Annotated in this window: 16 protein-coding genes and 1 tRNA gene; 11 read left to right on the top strand and 6 right to left on the bottom strand. The window is 57.0% G+C overall.

All coding sequences use genetic code 11. The features are described 5' to 3' along the window. Positions 1-69 precede the first annotated feature (69 nt). Complete coding sequence (locus tag LG376_RS10135) at positions 70-2,253, top strand: LamG-like jellyroll fold domain-containing protein (RefSeq protein ID WP_225747019.1); 2,184 nt, start codon at positions 70-72, stop codon at positions 2,251-2,253. 52 nt (positions 2,254-2,305) lie between these two features. Here the strand turns inward: LG376_RS10135 and LG376_RS10130 are convergent. Continuing rightward, positions 2,306-2,379, bottom strand: a tRNA-Leu gene (locus tag LG376_RS10130). Positions 2,380-2,507: 128 nt separating this feature from the next. Between LG376_RS10130 and polA the strand changes: the two genes are divergently transcribed. The 3 genes from polA to LG376_RS10115 all read left to right on the top strand — a co-directional run bounded on the left by polA (position 2,508) and on the right by LG376_RS10115 (position 6,552). After that, positions 2,508-5,177 carry a DNA polymerase I gene (gene polA, locus LG376_RS10125; RefSeq protein ID WP_370633386.1) on the top strand — a complete coding sequence of 890 codons (2,670 nt, stop codon included), beginning with the start codon at positions 2,508-2,510 and terminating at the stop codon, positions 5,175-5,177. Next, complete coding sequence (locus LG376_RS10120; protein ID WP_225747017.1) at positions 5,161-6,120, top strand: DNA glycosylase AlkZ-like family protein; 960 nt, start codon at positions 5,161-5,163, stop codon at positions 6,118-6,120. The genes polA and LG376_RS10120 overlap by 17 nt, the downstream gene beginning before the upstream one ends. 75 nt (positions 6,121-6,195) lie before the next feature. Continuing rightward, positions 6,196-6,552, top strand: a complete 357-nt coding sequence (locus tag LG376_RS10115) for a hypothetical protein (RefSeq protein WP_225747016.1) — start codon at positions 6,196-6,198, stop codon at positions 6,550-6,552. Here LG376_RS10115 and LG376_RS10110 read toward each other — a convergent pair. Both LG376_RS10110 and LG376_RS10105 read right to left on the bottom strand, forming a co-directional pair. Continuing rightward, positions 6,516-6,986 (bottom strand): RDD family protein, encoded by a 471-nt coding sequence (locus LG376_RS10110; RefSeq protein WP_225747015.1) that lies wholly within the window; start codon positions 6,984-6,986, stop codon positions 6,516-6,518. The two genes, LG376_RS10115 and LG376_RS10110, sit on opposite strands and share 37 nt — an antisense overlap. Positions 6,987-6,995: 9 nt before the next feature. Beyond that, complete coding sequence (locus tag LG376_RS10105; protein WP_225747014.1) at positions 6,996-7,727, bottom strand: class I SAM-dependent methyltransferase; 732 nt, start codon at positions 7,725-7,727, stop codon at positions 6,996-6,998. A 250-nt stretch (positions 7,728-7,977) separates the two neighbouring features. Between LG376_RS10105 and rpsA the strand changes: the two genes are divergently transcribed. The 7 genes from rpsA (at position 7,978) to LG376_RS10070 (ending at position 16,160) form a co-directional block, all read left to right on the top strand. After that, positions 7,978-9,438, top strand: a complete 1,461-nt coding sequence (gene rpsA / locus LG376_RS10100; protein ID WP_023021654.1) for a 30S ribosomal protein S1 — start codon at positions 7,978-7,980, stop codon at positions 9,436-9,438. A gap of 296 nt (positions 9,439-9,734) precedes the next feature. Then, positions 9,735-11,786: a glucose PTS transporter subunit IIA gene (locus LG376_RS10095; protein WP_225747013.1), complete on the top strand. Its 2,052-nt coding sequence runs from the start codon at positions 9,735-9,737 to the stop codon at positions 11,784-11,786. 81 nt (positions 11,787-11,867) lie between these two features. After that, entirely contained in the window at positions 11,868-12,467 is a 600-nt protein-coding gene (coaE, locus tag LG376_RS10090) for a dephospho-CoA kinase (protein ID WP_198492972.1), read from the top strand. A gap of 90 nt (positions 12,468-12,557) precedes the next feature. Beyond that, complete coding sequence (locus LG376_RS10085; RefSeq protein ID WP_198492973.1) at positions 12,558-12,920, top strand: DUF4259 domain-containing protein; 363 nt, start codon at positions 12,558-12,560, stop codon at positions 12,918-12,920. A 40-nt stretch (positions 12,921-12,960) separates the two neighbouring features. Continuing rightward, positions 12,961-15,054, top strand: coding sequence for an excinuclease ABC subunit UvrB (gene uvrB, locus LG376_RS10080; protein WP_198492974.1), 2,094 nt, complete (start codon positions 12,961-12,963; stop codon positions 15,052-15,054). Positions 15,055-15,183: 129 nt separating this feature from the next. Further along, positions 15,184-15,636 (top strand): universal stress protein, encoded by a 453-nt coding sequence (locus LG376_RS10075; protein ID WP_005323274.1) that lies wholly within the window; start codon positions 15,184-15,186, stop codon positions 15,634-15,636. An 83-nt stretch (positions 15,637-15,719) separates the two neighbouring features. Further along, the gene (locus LG376_RS10070; RefSeq protein WP_225747012.1) at positions 15,720-16,160 is read left to right on the top strand and encodes a universal stress protein; all 441 of its coding nucleotides are present in this window, start codon (positions 15,720-15,722) and stop codon (positions 16,158-16,160) included. Positions 16,161-16,230: 70 nt separating this feature from the next. On the opposite strand, the gene LG376_RS10065 is transcribed toward LG376_RS10070, so the two are convergent. From LG376_RS10065 to LG376_RS10055, 3 genes are all read right to left on the bottom strand, one after another. Beyond that, positions 16,231-17,247 carry an App1 family protein gene (locus tag LG376_RS10065; protein WP_198492977.1) on the bottom strand — a complete coding sequence of 339 codons (1,017 nt, stop codon included), beginning with the start codon at positions 17,245-17,247 and terminating at the stop codon, positions 16,231-16,233. Between the two features lie 20 nt (positions 17,248-17,267). Further along, positions 17,268-19,493 carry a UvrD-helicase domain-containing protein gene (locus tag LG376_RS10060; RefSeq protein ID WP_225747011.1) on the bottom strand — a complete coding sequence of 742 codons (2,226 nt, stop codon included), beginning with the start codon at positions 19,491-19,493 and terminating at the stop codon, positions 17,268-17,270. A gap of 163 nt (positions 19,494-19,656) precedes the next feature. Further along, positions 19,657-20,673, bottom strand: coding sequence for a DoxX family protein (locus LG376_RS10055; RefSeq protein WP_198492979.1), 1,017 nt, complete (start codon positions 20,671-20,673; stop codon positions 19,657-19,659). Between the last annotated feature and the right edge of the window lie 44 nt (positions 20,674-20,717).

Here is a 20,717-nt window from a genome sequence, read left to right as displayed (position 1 = left end):
TAGAATCCCTCGCGTATTCCCGCCATTTCCCCTGTGCAAGCATTCCTTTCCAGTCATAAAGGACTCTCTATGAAAAATCGTTTCGTCCTGCCTGCGTTAACTGCAACCGCAGTGGTGGGAAACCTCATTGTTATACCGGCAGCAAGCGCTGCGGAGGTTGGGGCCGAGGGGGCATCGCCAAGTAAGGGCTCTCGCTTTAGCATCGGCGTCTTACCGGATACCCAGTTCTATTCGCGCTATTCCACTCCGGAGACCGGCAACTTGGCCCAAGCTCGTTATGGAAGTGAACCCTACTTGGCCCAAACCCAATGGTTGGTGGAGCACCAAGACGATCTGAATATGGACTTTGTCACCCATCTGGGTGACGTTGTAGACCAGTGGAACGTGGAGGGCGAATGGCAGGTGGCTGATAAGGCCATGCAGGTCCTCGACGATTCGGATCTGAACTACTCCATCCTGCCCGGCAATCACGACATGGACGTGGAGGGTGCGTCGGCTCACCCTTATGACAAGTGGTTTAGTGCCGATCGTGCCAAGGCCGCTAATCCGGAGACCTTCCAAGAGCGCTACACGGCCGTCAATAATGACTCGGAGGCTCACATCTTTGAAGCCGAGGGCCAGAAGTACCTCAACCTTGCGCTGGGCTGGCGCGCCGACGATAAGGCCCTTGCGTGGGCGCAAGGCATCATCGATAAGCACCCCAACCTCCCCGTCATCGTCACGACGCACGAAGCCCTCAATATCGATGGCCAGGGTAACGTCTTCTACTCCGATGACTACGGCAAGGGCATGTGGGATAAGTTTATCAAGCGCAACGACCAGATTTTCCTGGTGATGGGCGGCCACCACCATGGTGCGGGCTACCGCGTGGATAAAAACGATGCCGGCCATGACGTCGTCTCCATCTTGCAGGACTATCAGATGGCCTACCAGGGCGGCAACGGTCTGCTGGGCGTGCTTGAGTTTGATCTTTCCAGCAAGCAATTGGAAATGACCGCGCTCTCTCCGTGGGTGGCGCAGAAGCCGCACGAGGAGCTGACGCAGTTCGACAAGCTCACCCTAGATGATAAGGGCGATAGCTACGCCATTCCGTTCGACTTTGAGCAGCGCTTTTCTTCCTTTTCCCCGGATTTCACCGTGGGCGAGGGCCACCAGCCGGACCTAGCGCAGCGTGCACGTGACATCGCCGCTGAAGGCTTTAGGCCCTATACCATTGCGGAAGACGAGCTTCCCAAGGGTGCGGATGACTTTGCCAAGAATGATCACACAGTATTCCACTGGCGCCCGGGCCAGGCCCAGGACAAGGACGGCCATGCGCTTGCCGACGGCGCCCCTGCCGGCCGTGGCACCACCATCCCCGATATTGCCAGCGATTCCGGCAGCGACCTGCATCGCTCTGGCGCCATGCTAGGCGATCGAGTGACCTATAGCTCTGACCACCACCCGCTGTCCTCTGATTCCGGCTCCCTCTTCTGGTCCGACCCAGCGGGCAAGGTAGGCAATGCCGAGTTCCGCACCGACAAGGACGCGCCTGCAAATAATGTGGATACCACCAAGGGGTACACCTTCGAATCCTTCGTCAAGATTCCTAAAGACTTCAATGGCGCACAGCATGGCTGGGGAAGCGCGCTGAGCCGCGACTCTGCCATTAATAAATTGGTCGACGGCTCTGATGACACGGACCCTACCGTCATGTTTGGCATCTCCAACCTCCGCGAGCTGCGCTGGTGGGCGGAGCCGAAGCAGGGAAGCGGTTCTACCGTATGGTCCCACGAGGTGCCCAAGGACGAGTGGATGCACATCGCCGTGGTCAACGATCCGCAGCGCGATAGCGTGGAGATGTTCATCAACGGCGCGCCTATCTTACGCAACGCGGTAGGCGCCGACGGTCTTCTCCCGCGCGACCTGCAGTGGGTCATGGGCGGTGGCTTTGATAATCAGCGCCCGCAGGACCCCTGGTACGGCTGGATTGGTGAAACCCGACTGACCCAAGGAGTTCTGGGCAAGGAGGAATGGCTTACCGCCCGTGCGCATGATTCCGGCAAGCCGGCCGATACCACGCAACCTGCCACGGGGAGCTCCGCATCGAGCAGCGGCGCGAGCTCCAAGCCCGCCATCTTCGGAGCAATCCTCGGCATCGCAGGCGTGGCCGGACTCATTGGTCTAGCATTACCGCAGCTGAAGGCTTCCATCCCGCAGATCAACGCAGCGCTGCGCAAGTACCACCTGCCAACGCTGCCTGAACTGGGCTAAAGCAAAGACCTCGGTTTCCTGACTTAGTGGAAACCGAGGTCTTTTCTAGTCGTGCCCCTGGTGAGACTCGAACTCACACTGGACGGGTTTTGAATCCGTTGCCTCTGCCAATTGGGCTACAGGGGCGCACAGTGTAAAGGCTGGCTGCCTTTGACTGTGAAAATAGTAGCGCAGGCACTAGGCGAATTCCTAATTGGGTAGTGTCAGCGGGGGAATGCCCACGTCATCCACAAAATCTGCACCGGGGTGTTCGAATGTTGGCGTGCTTCTCTAGGATGGGGCAGGTGACTACTAATCAGCCTCGACTTCTGCTCATTGACGGCCACTCTATGGCCTTTCGTGCCTTCTATGCCCTGCCGGTGGATAATTTCTCCACCTCAGGAGGTCAGCACACTAATGCCGTGTATGGCTTCTTATCGATGCTCTCTAATATCGTGGCGGAAGAGACTCCCGACGCCATTGCGGTGGCATTCGACGTGGGGCGCAAGACCTTCCGCACTGAGATGTTCCCGGACTATAAGGCCCAGCGCGAGGCCGCGCCGGAGGAGTTCAAGGGTCAGGTAGACCTCATTCGCGAGGTGCTCGAGGTACTGGGCATTACCACCCTCTCTCGTGAGAACTTCGAGGCCGATGACATTCTGGCTACTCTCGCAACCGAGGCACAGGACTATGAGACTCTCATCGTTACCGGCGACCGTGACTACCTGCAGTTAGTTAATGAGTCCACGACGGTGCTCTATCCCATGAAGGGCGTATCCACCCTCCACCGCTTTACCCCTTCCGCGGTAGAAGAGAAGTACGGTCTCACCCCCGCGCAGTACCCAGACTTTGCCGCGTTACGTGGCGATCCTTCCGATAATTTGCCGGGCATCCCAAAGGTAGGTGAGAAGACCGCCACCAAGTGGATAGTCAAGTATGGGGACTTGGCATCCTTGGTAGAGCACGCGGAGGAAATTAAGGGCGTGGTAGGCAATAACTTCCGCGAGCGCATTGAACAGGTGCAGATGAACCGCAAGCTCACCCAGATGATCACGGACATGGACCTAGAGGTCGGCCCCGATGACTTGGCCTTTAAGGAAGCCAAGGTCGCCGATGTAGCCGCTAAGTTCGACGACCTCGAGTTTGGTACCAGTCTGCGCGATCGCGTACTGGCTGCCATTCCCAATGATGGTGCTGAGGCAGCGGAGCAGTCCGAGGAGCTCCAAGAGCTAGAGACGGTCATCGATGACGAGCCTTTGTCCCAGTGGCTGCCCGGCCGAGAGCATGTCGCGGTGTATGTCCAAGGCGAGGGAACCCCGGGACAGGGCGACGCTTCGGCGATTGCTTTCGTGGACCAAGACCGCCACGGCCTGCAAGTGGAGCTGGGCGATATTTCTGCCGAGGACGATAAGGCCCTGGCTCAGTGGTTAGCGTCTGATACGCCGAAGTATTTCCACGAGGCAAAGGCGGCCTTCCATATGCTCGCCGGCCGCGGCATTGAGCTGGCTGGCATCGCCCATGACACAGCCCTTGCCGCCTACCTGCTTCGACCAGGTCAGCGCACTTACGCGCTTGCCGACGTCTACCAGCGCCACCTCCAAAAGACCCTCGGTGCCGCCACGGAGCAGCTGTCCCTGCTGGATGATTCCTCCCTAGTGGACCAGGCCGCGGCAATCATGGAGCTTGCAGAAAGGCTCACCGCAGAGCTGCAGGAGATTGACTCTTTTGAGCTCTATGCCGACCTCGAGTTGCCGCTGGTAACCATCCTGGCGCGCATGGAGGCTACCGGAATCGCCGTTGACGTTGACATTCTCGAAACGCAAAAGGATGCCTTTGTAGAGCAAGTTGCCGAGCAAGAGCGTGCTGCCCGCGAGCTTGCCGGCGATGACAAACTCAACCTTAACTCGCCCAAGCAACTACAAACTGTACTTTTCGAGACCTTTGAGCTGCCCAAGACCAAGAAGACGAAGACGGGCTATTCCACCGCGGCCAAGGAGATTGAACAACTCGCGGCTAAGAATCCCCACCCGTTCTTAGACCACCTCTTGGCTCACCGTGAGTACCAGAAGATGAAGACCACCCTCGAAGGTCTAATCAAAACCGTGCAGCCGGATGGGCGCATCCACACCACGTTTAATCAGACGGTGACATCGACTGGCCGCCTGTCTTCCACCGAGCCAAATCTGCAGAATATTCCGGTGCGCACCGAAGCTGGCCGACAGATTCGCTCCGCGTTTGTCGTAGGCGAGCGCTACGAAGAACTTATGACCGCGGACTACTCGCAGATTGAGATGCGTGTCATGGCGCACCTCTCCGCTGACCCGGGCCTCATCGAGGCCTATAAGGACGGCGAAGACCTACACAACTATGTTGGCTCTCGAGTCTTCGATGTGCCCGTTGACCAAGTGACACCCGAGCTGCGCCGCCGGGTTAAGGCCATGTCTTATGGGTTGGTATACGGACTTTCCGCTTTCGGCCTATCCCAGCAATTGGGCATTCCAGCGGGGGAGGCAAAGTCCATCATGGAAAGCTACTTTGAGCGCTTTGGCGGCGTGAAGAAGTACCTCGATGAAGTCGTGGTCCAAGCCCGCAAGGACGGGTACACGGCAACGCTCTTTGGCCGTCGCCGCTACTTGCCAGAGCTCAACTCCGATAACCGCCTAGCACGCGAGAACGCAGAACGCGCAGCGCTTAATGCACCGATTCAGGGCACTGCCGCGGACATCATTAAGGTGGCGATGATTCGTGTGGACCGCGCACTGCAAGGAATGAAGTCTCGCGTGCTGCTACAGGTGCACGATGAATTGGTAGTCGAAGTCGCCCCCGGTGAGGCCGACACGGTTCGAGAGATTCTCGAGCGAGAGATGGACTCTGCCATCGAGCTCAACGTGCCTCTAGAGGTCTCGGCTGGTGCAGGTAAGGATTGGGATGCCGCAGCCCACTAGCTCGGTTATTTTCTCCCGCCGAGAAAAGGCGCGCCTTAGGCTCGCCTCGCAAGGCCTAAGCGTTCAGCGGTGGGAGAGTGCTGAGGAAGTAGTCCGTTCCTTCGGCGTCATGCAAGGCCAAGACCTGCATTCTGTGCACCGGTCGCTGGCCTTGCGGGCGGAAGACCACTCAGATGCCGGAAATATTGTGCGTGGCTATCCCATGCGCAATACCCTCTTCGCGGCTTCTATCAAGGACATAGGCTGGATAACAGAACTTTGTGCAAAGGGCCGCAAGGGCGATGTTGAGCTACGACCGGAGGTGAACAAGCTAATTGATCGTCCACTTTCGCGCGCCGAGCTCAAAGAACGGGCTGCTACAACGTTGCCCGAGGTGCCTTTCTGGCACGTTGTGCGTGTAGCAATGGAAAGCGGTCACGCCGTCTATTCTGGAGCCGATCAGCTCATTACACCGGTGGATTTGCCGGGGCTAGAGGAGACCTTCAATGGTGATAAAGTTGCGGGGACCGCGGAGCTAATGGCTCGGTACTTTCGCACTCACGGTCCAGCAACTCTGCAAGACTTTGCTTGGTGGACAAAGCTACCGCAAAGCCTAATAAGGCCAGCAGCTGAAAACCTTCCCCCGGATATCGTGCGGTGTGGGGAAGAATCCCAGGAACTTGTCTCGGCTGAGGTAGTGGAAATGGCCGAAGCACGAAAGAAGCAATCAATCTTTCTACTAGGAGCTTTTGACGAGTACATCTTGGGTTATCAAGACCGTCTATTTGCGATGACTAACGAAGTCCACGAGGTACTCGTTCCTGGAAACCGCGGGGTATTTCGCCGCGCCATCGTTGTGGATGGACAGGTCCGCGGAACCTGGAATAAACAAGCTATTGAAGACTTGGGCATGCCCGACTATGCAGTGAGGAAGGTTCAGAAGTTATGGCGGGATGCGAACTAAGTTTTTAGGGAGCCTCTTCTGCGCAGAAAAAGTTATGAGTGTAAGCCGAAAAGCCAAGAAGGGAATTGCCGAGCAGTGACATTAGAAGACAAGACGAATAAGTGGACACTCCGCTTCTTTGAAACCCTCTGGGCCATTCAAGTAAACTTTCTTGCCATCGATATAGCTGACCTCGGCCTCGAACAGTTCCTTGCAGAGCATAAGGCCTATGCCATCGGGTACGGAATGATTGCGGTGGGGTATTTTGTGGGCGCCATGACTTTCGCCCGTGTGGCGCCTAACTCGAAAATCAGGAGACTTACGGCCGCTGCGGTGATGGTTGTAGCTACGGCACTAGCGTTCCTCTTTCCGTCCGCGTGGATGTTTGCTGCGTTGGTTATTTTCGCACTTGCTTATTACCTCTGGCCGCGAAAAGAAGGCGTGTCCATCTGAGGTCGGCGCTCCACTAGGCAATTGGCCAGCATATCGAAGGGAGTCTGGCCGAAGGCGAGGACACAGGCGCTCAAAACGCCTAGCAATAGCGGCATGATGAACGGCAATCCTGTCAGCGTGAGCAGGGAGAGTAGCAGCCAAGAATTGCGCAGGCAGGCTGCGCGCCATCCGGGGTGGGTAGCGATGATCTCCAACTTGAGCGACCACTTACCCAGCGACGTCGCCTTGGTGGCCTCCGCCCATACGCGGTAGGCATAAAAGACTAGGGCGAGGGCTATGGCATTGTAAACTTCGAGGGCTTGGCCGGTTAAGGGGGCTTCGGCAAGTGCATTGATTGCCCAGCGCGCCACAACGATAACGGCCGCTGCCAAGAAAGCGTCGATCCACCAGGCGAGGCCGCGACGCAGGAGTAGGCCAATTCGATCCAGAATCATGCCCATAGGTTAGCGGCAATTCCGGCAGACGAAAATGATCGTGCCCGGGAATATCTCGCCGCGCTCCGGCGACCATTGGCCCCACGTAGTGGTGAGATCCTTAGGCCATTCGGACTCGATGATGCGCTCGATGAGGTACGGACCTTCACCCTGTAAAGCCTGAAACCAGTCGGCGATGGTGCGATGGAACTCCGCATAGGTGAGGTTGCCATCGCGGTCTTGCTCCAGGTAAGCACGATCGAAATAACTGATATCGGCTGTCAGATCGGTGGGGTCATCAGGGAATATCGACCGCATTGGGTGGTTGGCCGAAAGGACAAAGCGACCGGATGGTTTAAGAACGCGGGAGACTTCACTTAAGGCTAAGTCAAGGTTGGCAAGGAAGGGAAAGGCTCCGAACGCTGAAAATGCGGCGTCGAAAGAGTCCGTGGCGTAGGGGAGCGACAGTGCATCGGCCTGCGTTAAGGGGAGTCCGGGTGCAGCATGGTTGAGCATGCCGCGGGAAATATCGAAACCGGTGGCGAAGTGCGCGCGTGTCTGGAGCCAGTGGGTACATGGGGCGGAGCCGCAGCCAATTTCGAGGACGGAGGAAGCCGAGACGTCGCCTAGCAAGTGGGCTTGCTCTTCGTGGAGCATTTCTGGGCACCAGTAAAAGGAAGATAGGTAGTCGGGGTGCTCGGCGTGGTAGTTGGCGGCGTCGCTATCCCAGTAGGCCTGGTTTGCGTGCGAGGGGGAAGTCACGGTGGAAGAAATTCCTTTGCGAAGTAGTTGGTCCGTGTATTTGCCCTTTTAGCTGGACAGATGTAGTGTTAAACGGGCGTGTCTATGCCGCGGGTTGTTCTAAGCCCCTGTAGGAAGGCTTTAAGCAATCACGAGGCGGGATCGATTATTTCTCTTTTTAGCTGCATTTGCGCAGCTTAGCAAGCTTTTTTCGAGAGACGCGCAGTTGTCCAATTTCGATTTCCTACATTTATTCGGAGCATTTTTAAATATGCCATCTTCTAACACCCCGCAGGTTGCGATTAACGATATCGGAACCGCAGAGGACTTCCTCGCAGCTGTAGACGCCACCATCAAGTACTTCAACGATGGTGACATTGTCGAGGGTACTGTCGTCAAGGTTGACCACGACGAGGTACTGCTGGACATCGGATACAAGACCGAAGGTGTTATCCCTTCCCGCGAGCTGTCCATCAAGCACGACGTCAACCCGGACGAGGTTGTTGAGGTCGGCGATGAGGTTGACGCACTTGTTCTCACCAAGGAGGACAAGGAAGGTCGTCTGATCCTGTCCAAGAAGCGTGCGCAGTACGAGCGTGCATGGGGCGCCATCGAGGAGCTGCAGGCCAAGGAAGAGCCTGTTACCGGTACCGTTATCGAGGTTGTCAAGGGCGGCCTCATCCTGGATATCGGCCTGCGTGGCTTCCTGCCTGCATCCCTCGTTGAGATGCGTCGCGTCCGTGACCTGGAGCCGTACATCGGCCAGGAGCTGGAAGCTAAGATCATCGAGCTGGACAAGCAGCGCAACAACGTTGTCCTCTCCCGCCGTGCATACCTCGAGCAGACCCAGTCCGAGGTTCGCTCCGAGTTCCTGCACCAGCTGCAGAAGGGCCAGGTCCGCAAGGGCGTTGTTTCCTCCATCGTCAACTTCGGCGCCTTCGTCGATCTCGGCGGTGTCGACGGCCTGGTTCACGTTTCCGAGCTGTCTTGGAAGCACATTGACCACCCATCTGAGGTTGTCACTGTTGGTGACGAGGTAACCGTTGAGGTTCTGGACGTCGATCTGGACCGCGAGCGCGTTTCCCTGTCCCTGAAGGCTACCCAGGAAGATCCGTGGCGCGTATTCGCCCGCACCCACGCTGTGGGCCAGATCGTTCCGGGCAAGGTGACCAAGCTCGTTCCGTTCGGCGCCTTCGTTCGCGTCGAGGAGGGCATCGAGGGCCTCGTTCACATCTCCGAGCTGGCTCAGCGCCACGTCGAGGTTCCGGACCAGGTTGTCACCGTTGGCCAGGAAGTTATGGTCAAGGTCATCGACATCGATCTCGAGCGTCGTCGTATCTCCCTGTCCGTTAAGCAGGCAGACGAGGACTACACCGAAGAGTTCGATCCGTCCAAGTACGGCATGGCTGACTCCTACGACGAGCAGGGCAACTACGTCTTCCCTGAGGGCTTCGACCCTGAGACCAACGAGTGGAAGGAAGGCTTCGACGAGCAGCGTCAGGCTTGGGAGGCACGCTACGCAGAGTCCGAGCGTCGCTTCAACCTGCACACCGCTCAGATCGAGCGCAACCGCGCCGCAGCCGCTGAGGCTGCTGAGTCTGCAGAGTCCTCCAACTACTCCTCTGATTCCTCCGATGCAGCTCCGGCATCCGAGACTCAGGCAGAGGTTGGCGGCTCCCTGGCTTCCGACGAACAGCTCGCTGCACTGCGCGACAAGCTGGCTGGCAACTAAAGCTTCCGCTTAGTTTCCGCTAAGCTTTAGGGCTTTGCTCAGCGCCGCGCCCACTTCATCACCTAGATGGGATGGGCGCGGCTTTTGTGATCTTATAGACAATTTGTGCAAACGTTTGCCAGATTGTTTACTGCCTCTAGGCGGTTGACCAGCGACGAAGTAAAGACAAATAGAAAAACTTCCTGGCAAGTCCACAAAACGGGCTTTTGTTCATGTGGGAATCCTCTTATACTCAAAGGTGACGTTATAGCCAGTGCAGTACTGGTTATAAGTGGTATCGAATTGAGGAGTAAGAAGTGGCATCTATCAAGGACACTTCCGCCCACATCGTTGAAAGTATTGGCGGCGCCGACAACATCACGTCGCTGACGCACTGTGCGACGCGCTTGCGCTTTCAACTTGCTGATGCGGGGAGAGTTGATCAAGAAAAGCTCGATAGCGATCCAGCGGTGCTTGGCACCGTGCCGCAGGGCGCTCACGGCTACCAGGTAGTCATGGGCGGCGGCGTTGCTGACTACTACAACGAGATCATCAAACAGCCCGGTGTGCATGCCTCCAGCGACAAAGAGGCGTCCTCCAAGAAGGAATATGACGGGGTTCGCGGTAAGTACGACTGGGTGGATTACTGCTTCGAGTTCCTTTCTGATACCTTCCGCCCTGTTTTGTGGGCGTTGCTTGGTGCCTCACTCATCATCATGTTGCTGATCCTGGCAGACACCGTGCACATTCAGGATTTCCGCGCTCCGCTGGAGGAGCAGCCGGAAGGCTTCCGCTTGGCTCACGCCATGTACCAGTCGGTCTTCTACTTCTTGCCGGTGATGGTCGGTGCGACCGCGGCCCAAAAGTTGGGTGCGAATATGTGGGTCTCCGCGGCTATTCCCGCAGCTCTGCTGACTCCTGAATTTATGTCGCTGGGTGAGCAAGGCGATACGGTCAACGTATTTGGCCTGCCGCTGGTTATTAACTCTTATGGCTCCCAGGTTTTCCCGCCCATTTTGGCCGCAATCGGCCTGTACTGGGTGGAAAAGGGGCTAAAGAAGATTATTCCTAGCGCGGTTCATATGGTCTTCGTGCCGTTCTTCTCTCTGCTCATTATGATTCCGGCAACGGCCTTCTTACTCGGCCCGTTCGGCATTGGCGTGGGCAACGGCATTTCCTGGATCCTGTACCAGATCAATGATTTCTCGCCGTTCATCCTGGCTATCGTTATTCCGCTGCTGTACCCGTTCCTCGTTCCGATGGGCTTGCACTGGCCGCTGAACGTCATCATGATTCAGAACATCGCAACCTACGGCTACGACTTCATTCAGGGCCCGATGGGCGCATGGAACTTCGCTTGCTTCGGCGTCGTAGGCGCGGTCATGGTTATCTCCTTCAGGGAGAAGAACAATGCCATGCGCCAGGTTTCTATCGGTGCCTTCGCTGCGGGCATGCTCGGTGGCGTGTCGGAGCCTTCCCTCTACGGTATCTTGTTGCGATTCCGCCGCAGCTACTACCGGTTGCTGCCAGGTTGTGCGATAGGCGGCGCCATCATCGGTCTCTTCGATGTCCGCGCTGAGGCCTTCGTCTTTACCTCTGCGTTGACCACTGGCGCTATGACCCCGCAGCTGGGTTACGTACTTGGTATCGCGGCTGCGTTCCTTACCTCTTTCTTCCTGACCTTGTTCTTCGGCTACCGCACTGCAGAGGAAAAGCAGGAAGACTTGGAGCGCATCGCTCGCGAACAGGGCGAATCTGTGGAGGACGTAGCTGCTCGTTCGGAGTTTAAGCCCACCAATGCTGGGAAGGAAGAGTCCTCGAATGCGGGTGGCGCAGTTGCTGCCAGCGCTGCGGGCGCTGCTGCTACTGGTGTTGCCGCCAAGCAGGCTGGCAAGGACGACATCGTGCTGGATTCCCCTCTGGAAGGCGAGGCAGTAGATCTTTCGGAGGTTCCGGATCCTATCTTCGCAGGCGCAAAGCTGGGGCCTGGCATGGCTGTCCAGCCAACTGGCAATACCGTCTATGCGCCTGCTGACGGCAAGGTGCTCACCGTTCAAAAGTCCGGCCATGCGGTAGGCCTAAGCCTCGACAATGGCGTGCAGCTGCTCATTCACGTAGGTCTCGATACCGTTGAGCTGGGAGGCGAGGGCTTCGATGTGCACGTGGAAAAGAAGCAACGCATATCCGCAGGTGACAAGTTGATTAGCTTTGACCCGGAATTCATTCGTTCCAAGGGCTATAACTTGATTACTCCAGTTGTGGTCACTAACGCCACTAAGTTCGGCGCGGTCTCCGGCGAAGCCGGCCAGGTTACCCTGAATGATGATTTGCTCCGCATTCCACCGAAGCCAGAGGAAGCAGCGGAATAAGGGATCGCTGACACCTATAGCGACAGAGGAATCCCACATCATCGCGTATGGTGGGGTTCCTTTTCGCGTAGGGTGGCTGCCATGAAACTCATTGGGCTTACAGGTGGTATTGGCAGTGGCAAGTCAACAGTCGCGAGGATCTGCCGCGAACGCGGATGGGAAGTGGTCGATGCCGATGGCATCGCGCGCGACGTCGTCAAGCCCGGGCGGCCTGCGTTAGCGGAGCTGGCGTCAGCATTTGGAGAAGATATTTTGCTGGCAGATGGCAGCCTTAACCGCAAGGAATTGGCCCGGCGAGCCTTTGCGGACAAGGAACACACCGAGTTGTTGAATTCCATTACCCATCCACGCATCCAAGCGGAAACGCAGCGCCAATTCGCGGCGGCACGTGAAGATGGCTATGATTTTGCGGTTTACGATATGCCGCTTTTGGTAGATAACGGCTTAGACAAAGACATGGACTACGTCATCGTGGTGGACGTGGCGGTAGAAGAGCGCGTCCGTCGCCTCGTAGCTTCACGCGGGTTGGAAGAGGAAGACGCGCGCCGTCGCATTGCAGCGCAGGTACCTGATGAGGTGCGATTGGCCGCGGCTACGCACGTCATTGACAACAATGGCACGTTGGAGCAGTTGCGCGCGCGAGCGGCCGAGGTCATGGACCGCATAGAAGCGGACTCTTAGATGCGGAGTCACCCAAACTTTAACCGTTGGGCGGTTAGAGTTTACGCAGTTTAGAAGTTGTGTTAACTTCCGCGTCTTAAGCTACTCGCCGTGGGAACGTGGGATACTGGACCTTTTGATAATCACGCTGCGCGAGAACTGCTCGCTAGCCTGCGTGATGGTTCTTTCGATCTCACAGCCTTTCAGAAGTCATGTGCCGAGGAGCCCTTAGACTCCGATGACGCGGAAACCATGATCGCGCTGGGCGCTCTGTTAAAGCTGAAGGCTGATGCACTGCCGGAAGGCATTCACCGCGAGGATCTTGCACCCCTGTATACACCGCAGTCTAAAGCATGGTTGCGTCGCCGCATTAATAGTGCAATGCGCCCAGAGACGTCTTCTGTCTATGCGCTGTGGGAGACCACCGGCGAGCTGGAAGAGTGGCTGCGCACCGCGCAGGACTCCTTGCCGTGAACATAGCTAGCCGCGCCATATAAGCAGTAGAGTAGTGGGCATGGCTTTTGCTGCTGAACATCCTCTTATTCCAAATTCCGAGCACCGCGTCGTCAGCGAGGTCGAGCGCACCCCAGGTGAGTTTCAGGTTGTCTCTGAATACGAACCGGCCGGCGACCAGCCCGCTGCTATTGCAGAGCTCAATGAGCGCCTCAACCGCGATGAGCGCGATGTAGTACTCATGGGTGCTACCGGTACAGGTAAGTCCGCCACAGCTGCATGGTTGATCGAAAAACAGCAGCGACCCACGCTGGTGATGGCACCAAATAAGACCCTGGCAGCGCAGCTAGCGAACGAGCTGCGCCAACTTTTGCCGCATAACGCGGTGGAGTACTTCGTTTCTTATTATGACTATTACCAGCCAGAGGCTTATATTGCGCAGACGGATACCTATATTGAGAAGGATTCGTCTATCAACGAGGATGTAGAGCGCCTGCGCCACTCGGCCACCTCGGCGCTGCTGTCCCGCCGGGACGTGGTGGTTGTGTCCTCGGTGTCCTGCATCTATGGCTTGGGTACACCGCAGTCCTATTTGGATCGCTCGGTCATTATTTCCGTGGACGAGGAGCTAGACCGGGACCGCTTCCTCCGTTTGTTGGTGGATATCCAATACGAACGCAACGACGTAGGATTTACCCGCGGCACCTTCCGCGCCAAGGGCGACACGGTCGATATCATTCCGGCGTATGAGGAACGTGCGGTGCGCATTGAATTCTTCGGCGATGATATTGATTCTCTCTACTACATTCATCCCGTCACTGGCGATGTCATCGAGGAAGTAGATGAGGTGCGCATCTTTCCCGCGACCCACTACGTGGCCGGACCTGAACGCATGGAAAAGGCCGTAGCTGCCATCAAAGAGGAATTGGCCGAGCGCCTGGACGATCTAGAAAACCGCGGCAAACTGCTGGAGGCACAACGACTTCGCATGCGCACCGAATACGATCTAGAAATGATCGAGCAGGTAGGTTTTTGCTCCGGCATCGAGAACTACTCCCGCCACGTCGATGGCCGTCCAGCCGGTTCCGCGCCGGCTACGCTGCTGGATTACTTTCCCGAGGATTTTCTCACCATTATTGACGAGTCTCACGTCACGGTCCCACAGATTGGCGGCATGTTCGAGGGCGATATGTCCCGCAAGCGCAATCTGGTGGAATTCGGCTTCCGTCTGCCCTCCGCGGTGGATAACCGCCCGCTGACCTTCGATGAGTTTGAACAACGCGTGGGACAAACCGTCTACATGTCCGCCACCCCTGGCGACTTTGAACTTACGTCCTCGGACGGTGAGTACGTGGAGCAGGTGATTCGCCCAACTGGTCTGGTGGATCCGAAGGTTACCGTCAAACCTACGAAGGGCCAGATTGATGATCTCATCGATGAGGTACGCACCCGCATTTCGCAGCAAGAGCGAGTCCTGGTGACCACGCTGACTAAACGCATGGCAGAAGACCTCACCGATTACTTGTTGGAGCAAGGCATTAAGGTGCGCTACTTGCACTCGGATATCGATACCTTGCAGCGCGTCGAGCTTTTGCGGCAATTGCGCCTCGGCGAGTTTGATGTGCTGGTGGGCATTAACCTCCTGCGTGAGGGCCTTGACCTCCCCGAGGTATCGCTCGTTGCCATCTTGGATGCGGACAAGGAAGGCTTCTTGCGCTCTACCACCTCGCTCATCCAGACCATTGGCCGTGCTGCCCGTAACGTCTCTGGCGAGGTGATTATGTATGCCGATAAAATCACCGATTCGATGCAAGAGGCAATCGAGGAGACGGAGCGACGCCGCGAAAAGCAAATAGCCTATAACAAGGAACACGGCATTGACCCGCAGCCTTTGCGGAAGAAGATTGCCGACATCCTTGACCAAGTCTATGAAGACGGCGGGGACGAAGAGTCTAACTCTGATCCCTCTACAGTGGTGGAGAAGCGGGATATTTCCAGCATGGCTACCGATGAGGTGCAGGCGCTTATCGACGATCTCTCGGCCCAAATGGGTGCCGCCGCGCGCGAGCTTAAATTTGAACTGGCTGGTCGTCTGCGCGATGAGATTGCTGATCTAAAGAAGGAATTGCGTGGATTGAAGGAAGCGGGAATTTAGTTTTCTCCCCCTGAAAGTGATGATTGGCTCCGAGGGTACTTTTCTAAAAGGCTGCGCTAGTTATACTGGATAAGTGCCAGAAGCGCCGTTTAGTTGTCACTGCGAAATAGTTCAACTGCAAGGAGAATAATGCTTACTTATAAAAACATTGCCGTCGGCACCGATGGCTCTGAAACCTCCCTGCGCGCAGTCCGCGCTGCGGCGTCCATGGCACGGGCGTACGACGCTAAGCTGATTATTATCTCAGCTTTTTATAACCACGCTGGATCCATGCTTGGTGCTCCGAGGGGCGACGAAGCCGGTCTGCCCGTTGTAAGTGAGGACATGGCCGGTACCTACCTGACCAATGCCACCCGTATCGCCGAGTCGGAGGGTGCGGAACACATTGAGATCGTAGGGAAATCTGGAGACCCAGTAAAAGCCTTGTTGGAAGTAGGCCAGGACTATGACGTGGACCTGTTCGTGGTGGGAAACCGCGGCGTGAATTCCGTTCGTGGTCGAGTCTTCGGTTCTGTCCCAACGGAACTAACCCACAAGTCAAAGGTGGACGTCGTCGTAGTTAATACCAGCGAGAAACGTTAATCCTTTTTCGTTGTTACACTGGCAGTAATGCCTCTGTAGGCTAAATAAACACTCTGGGTACACACCCACAAAGAAAGGTCATCATGAGCGACTACAACTCGATCGTTGTCGGTACTGACGGTTCTAAGTCTTCTCTCCTCGCTGTAGAGCGAGCAGCTAAGATCGCCGCTGCTTTCGATTCCAATCTGATTATCGGTTGTGCTTACTACGAAAACCAGGAGCAGGCTTCCAAGACCCTGCGTCAGGATTCCGTAACCATTTTGGGCGATGAGAAGGCGGGGGAAAACCTCAAGGAGGCTAAGCTACACGCTGAGAAGTTCGGCGCTTCCAAGGTCGAAACCGCTGTTCGCCCGGGCACCCCAGTGCAGGCCCTGATGTCCATCGTCAACGACAACCATGCTGACCTGCTTATCGTGGGCAACCGCGGCATCAACTCCCTGACCGGTCGTCTGCTGGGCTCCGTGCCAGCAGACGTTGCTCGCCAGTCTGACTGCGATGTAATGATCGTTCACACCGTCAGCTAAAAGCGGTGATTAAAACCCGCCTTGGTCTTGTTCTGGAAAGACCAAGGCGGGTTTCGTCGTTAAGCGCAGCTTAGTCCTTAGGGTGTGCGGCGTTGAATGCGGCGGCGATGGCGTTACCGTTCGCGCCCTGAATCAAGGGGATAGAGAAGTCGCCCTCCTCATTGGCAGCGGCCAAAGGGCTCAGCGAGCCGTGGGAGAGCAACTGCTCCTGCGGGCTCAGATTGCGGATGAGCACAGAGTGAATCCGGTCCGGATGCTCATTAGCCACATCGCCGTAGGTCAATGGATCATGTTGTCCGTCATCGCCAATGAGAATCCATTGCATATCCGGGTAGGCAATGAGCAGATTGCGCAGCTGAACACGCTTGTGCTCCTGACCGCTGCGGAAAAGTCCCGTCTCCGTTGGGCCCCAGTCCGTCAGCAGCATGGGACCCGCGGGGAAACCATGGTGAGACAGGAATTTCTTGAGCGAGCCAAAAGTATTCCAAGCGCCCGTAGATAGATAAAATACTGGGGCTTGGGGGAAGCGCTGTTGTAGTTGAGCATAGAATTCGGCCATTCCGGGAACGGCCTGTCGCTTGCTAGGGCGCTTGGCCCAGGAATTCCACGCCGCGGTGAGCGCACGCGGCAGCCACGTGACAAGCACCGTGTCATCGATATCGCTAACAATGCCGATCTTGGCCGCCGGATCAACGATAAGTAGTTGGGCCTCCACGGCATTCGCGTTTGCGGCCTCGATTGTTGCCGTATGCCACCCGGGCTCTAATCCGTGGTCATGGACTAGTAAGTCAATGTATCCGTTTCGATCGGTGGTGCCGGTGACAGTCTTTTCCCCAATAGTTACCGAAACGTCGTGGTGTTCTACTTGAATGGTGAGAAACTGCTGGTAGCCGCGCTTGCCCCATGTATCCCTTTTGCCTTCATCAGGATCGTGCATGAGTACGCGGCCGAAGACTCTCACCTGTTCGGTGGTGCCATAACCTGTATATCCCACAATCAGGGGCTGCCACCCACCCCGTTGGGAGCGTTTCAAGGTAAAGGAATTTAGCGAGCTTTCAGCTTTGCGCATGATGTCAGATAAGGCCATAGCATGAAGCTTACGGGAGCCTAAAGAACTTCGCCGCAGTCACCGACGAGCGTGAGCGATTGAGTGGCACGAGTGATGCAGACATAGAGGTTCTGCAATCCCTGTGGGGAGGCGTCCACGATGCGCTGCGGATCGAGCACGACCACGTGGTCAAACTCGAGGCCCTTGTAGTGCTCCGCCGTAGCGGCGTCAATAACCGCGGTGAGCCTGCCGTCCTCTTCGCTGTGTACTCCAGGGGTGCAGGTGCCGTGCTCAAACCGGCGGACCTGCACTCCATCACGGATGGCTGTCGCCGGAATGGCGTCAGGGTTAATCATTTCCAATAGTCCATTGGCCAAATCCGTGATGGGCTGCGGGGTGCGATAGTTGACGGTAAGAAAATGGTGACGAAAGCGTTGAGCCACAAAAGGCTCGAGAGTCTCGCCCCAGTCATCAACACCTGCTGGGGAACCAGTCTGGGAGGTATCACCCACCAAAGTCATCCACCGGGAAGGGCAGCGGCGGAAGAGCATTCGCCACTCCATAGGTGTTAATTCCTGGGCCTCGTCCACGATGATGTGACCATAAGCCCACGTATGGTCTTCGCGGGCGCGTTGGGCAGTGGTGCGTTTATCGCGTACCTCCTGGCGGTGCGCTAGGGTCTCGGCGTCGATGACATCGTGGGCAGAGAGGATTTCTGCTTCAAACATGTCATCATCATTATCTGTGGACTCGGAGGAGGACAAGATATCCAATGCGTCTTCCGCATCAGCCACTTGCTCACGCCACGCGGCATCATCGGCTGCCTTCTTTTCTTCAGGGTTGGGCAGGCCGATGAGGACGGCAAGCTCGTCTAACAAGGCCGCATCCGAATCCGTCCATGCTCGTCCATCTGCCCGGTAGAGCGCTTCTTGGGTTTCTTCGTCATATCCGTGCGCGGCATAAGCGATGCGCTCGCGCGAGGAGACTAGTGCAGCAAGTACATCTGTGGGGTGTAGTTCGGGCCAAAACTCATCGATCAAGGCAGTGACGGCCGCGTCCTCAGCAAGGTCATCGTGGAATTGATCGATATCGGCGCGCGAAAGAAGATTCTTTCCGCCAAGCGGATCGGCACCTACCGTGTCTGCCATCTGCTGGGCTAGGTCTTCTACGAGGTGCTCAATGAAGGCACCACGCGCCTCATTGTGTGGCTTTCGCGAGCGCCGGGCACGTGTGCGGGCGCTTTTCACCATGTTTGGCGTGACGCTTAGGGTAAGGCCGTCGACTGCTAGCTCACGGGGGGCGTCGGGAAGCAGCTGGTAGTCCTTGACCGCGGTGGAGAGGATCTCCACCATGGCGTCGCTACCCTTGATTTCCCGAGCTACGAGGTCTTCCTCGTGGCTTGGTTCAATTCCAGGGAAGAGCCCGCCAATGGTTGAGAGCACCACGCCGGTCTCACCCAGTTCGGGGAGCACGCGCGAAATATAGTCCAAGAAGCTGCTATTGGGGCCAACGATGAGTACGCCCGTGGCAGAAAGTAGCTCGCGGTGGGTATAGAGCAGATAAGCAACGCGATGCAGCGCAACTGCGGTTTTACCGGTACCGGGGCCGCCTTCTACCACCATCACGCCGCGGGTGTTATCGCGGATAATCTCGTCCTGCTCCCGCTGAATAGTCTCCACAATGGAGGCCATGTGGCCCGTGCGGGCTCGCTGCATAGCGTGATAGAGAGCGGATTCGCTCGCTACGCCGGTCTCTTCTTCACGCACGCCAGGGCCAGACAGAACCTCATCATGAATGCCGGTGACGGTGCGTCCTTTGGTCCGGATTTGGCGGCGGGTGTGTACGCCTTCTGGTTGGGCGGTGGTAGCGAGATAGAAGGGCCGTGCCATGGGGGCACGCCAATCTAGAAGGAGCGTGCGATAGTCATCTTCACGCGCATCGAGTCCCATGCGGCCGATGTAGCGGCGATCTAGGCCTTCCGAGGTGGGATTGTCACCTGGGGCATCGATGTCGATGCGGCCAAAGACCAAACCCATTTGGGCCACATTGAGACGATCCAGCTTGGCTTGAAGCCCGTGGTATTCCGTTTCGCGGCGCACCAAGGCATCCGCGTCCGGGGTGGAAGGATCTACGTCCGCCTGCACCTCATTAAGCCGTTCATTTGCCGCGGCCACCTCATCGTCGAGGCGGGAGAATAGGCCGTCCACATAATCTTGCTCCGTAGCGATGGCTTCGCGCTCCGAGGAACCTTCGGCCGCCGCGTGCTTATTGGATGCTGAGTTCACGTGACTCCTTGGTGATTGGACGTTGATGGGGTGGAAGGTGCCGGGCACGCTGTCCGGCGAGGGGGAGAGATGAGTTTAGACTCTGCTGTGACAAAGAACAACGGCCCAGCATAAGGCTGGGCCGTTGAGTCATCGCCGAGATAGTCGGCCGAGGAAGATGTGGCTACTTAGAGCGCTTTTCCAGCTTCTTGATAGCTGCCTCAATCTTCTTATTTGCCTCCTGCTGTAGCTTGTCAGCGTGCTTGGAGGCCTTCTTGTTTGCGCGCTTGGACTTTGCGCCATCCAGCTTGGCGACGGCCTTATCGGCACGTGCCTGAGCCTTGGTAGCTGCCTTCACCGCACGGGTACGGGCGATGTCGCGATTAGCTTGCGCGGCCTCGAGCCAGTCACCCTTATTGTCATCAACATAAGTCTTGGCGTTGTCGACCGAGTCCTCAATGAAGGACTTGGCGTTGCCCAGCAAGTCGCGGCCAGACTCCTGCCAATCGTCCTTGTTGTCCTCTACGTAGGTCTTGGCATCGTCAACATAGGACTTTGCGGTATCTAGCAGACCACGGCCGGTGGACTGCCAGTCATCCTTGTTGTCGTCTACGTAAGCCTGTGCCTTGGCAGAGGTCTCGTTGATCCAGTCGCCGGCCTTGGAAGACAGCTCGTTAGCACGGGCAGAGAGCTCTTCGCGCTTCTGCTCGGATTCAGACTTAGTAGGCAGCGCCTGCTGAATCTTTTTGTTCGTGCGCTTGCCGGCCTTCTGCGCGCGCCAACGCAGGGAAGGCTTGCCCTCGGTGTCCTGGGTAGCGATAAACAGGGCGCCGAGCAAAGCGGTGTTGGTAACGAATCCGTTGCGGCGGGATTCCTTGTCTTCCTTGTTGTCTGCAGCCCAGAAGTTGTTCTTGCCAATCAGGTTGGGCAGGGTAGCGGCCGCCAGTACCGCAGCGGAAGTGCGCGGTGCCTTGCCCAGAGCCAAGGTGGAGCCGGCGCCTACCTTAGCGCCGCCAATGGCGCGGGTAACTAGTTCTGGGTCATTGGGGATGTAGCCCTGGTACTCAGAAGGAACGGCCTTGCGCACGGTCTTGAGGAAACCCTCGGTTTCCTTCACGTGCTCGGACGCGTTGCGCAGGTTGTCTACGCCTTCCCATACAAATACGGATGCCAGCATGGGGCGGGCAAGCTTGCGAATCATAGTCCTTAAAGCTCCTTAGCTCGTTGTTCTAGACCTATCGTGTG

It is taken from the genome of Corynebacterium sp. Marseille-P4611, from assembly GCF_916618765.1.
GTDB classification, from domain to species: domain Bacteria; phylum Actinomycetota; class Actinomycetes; order Mycobacteriales; family Mycobacteriaceae; genus Corynebacterium; species Corynebacterium marquesiae.
Note: the sequence above shows the minus strand (reverse complement) of the source record. Positions and strands in the feature narration are given on the sequence as shown.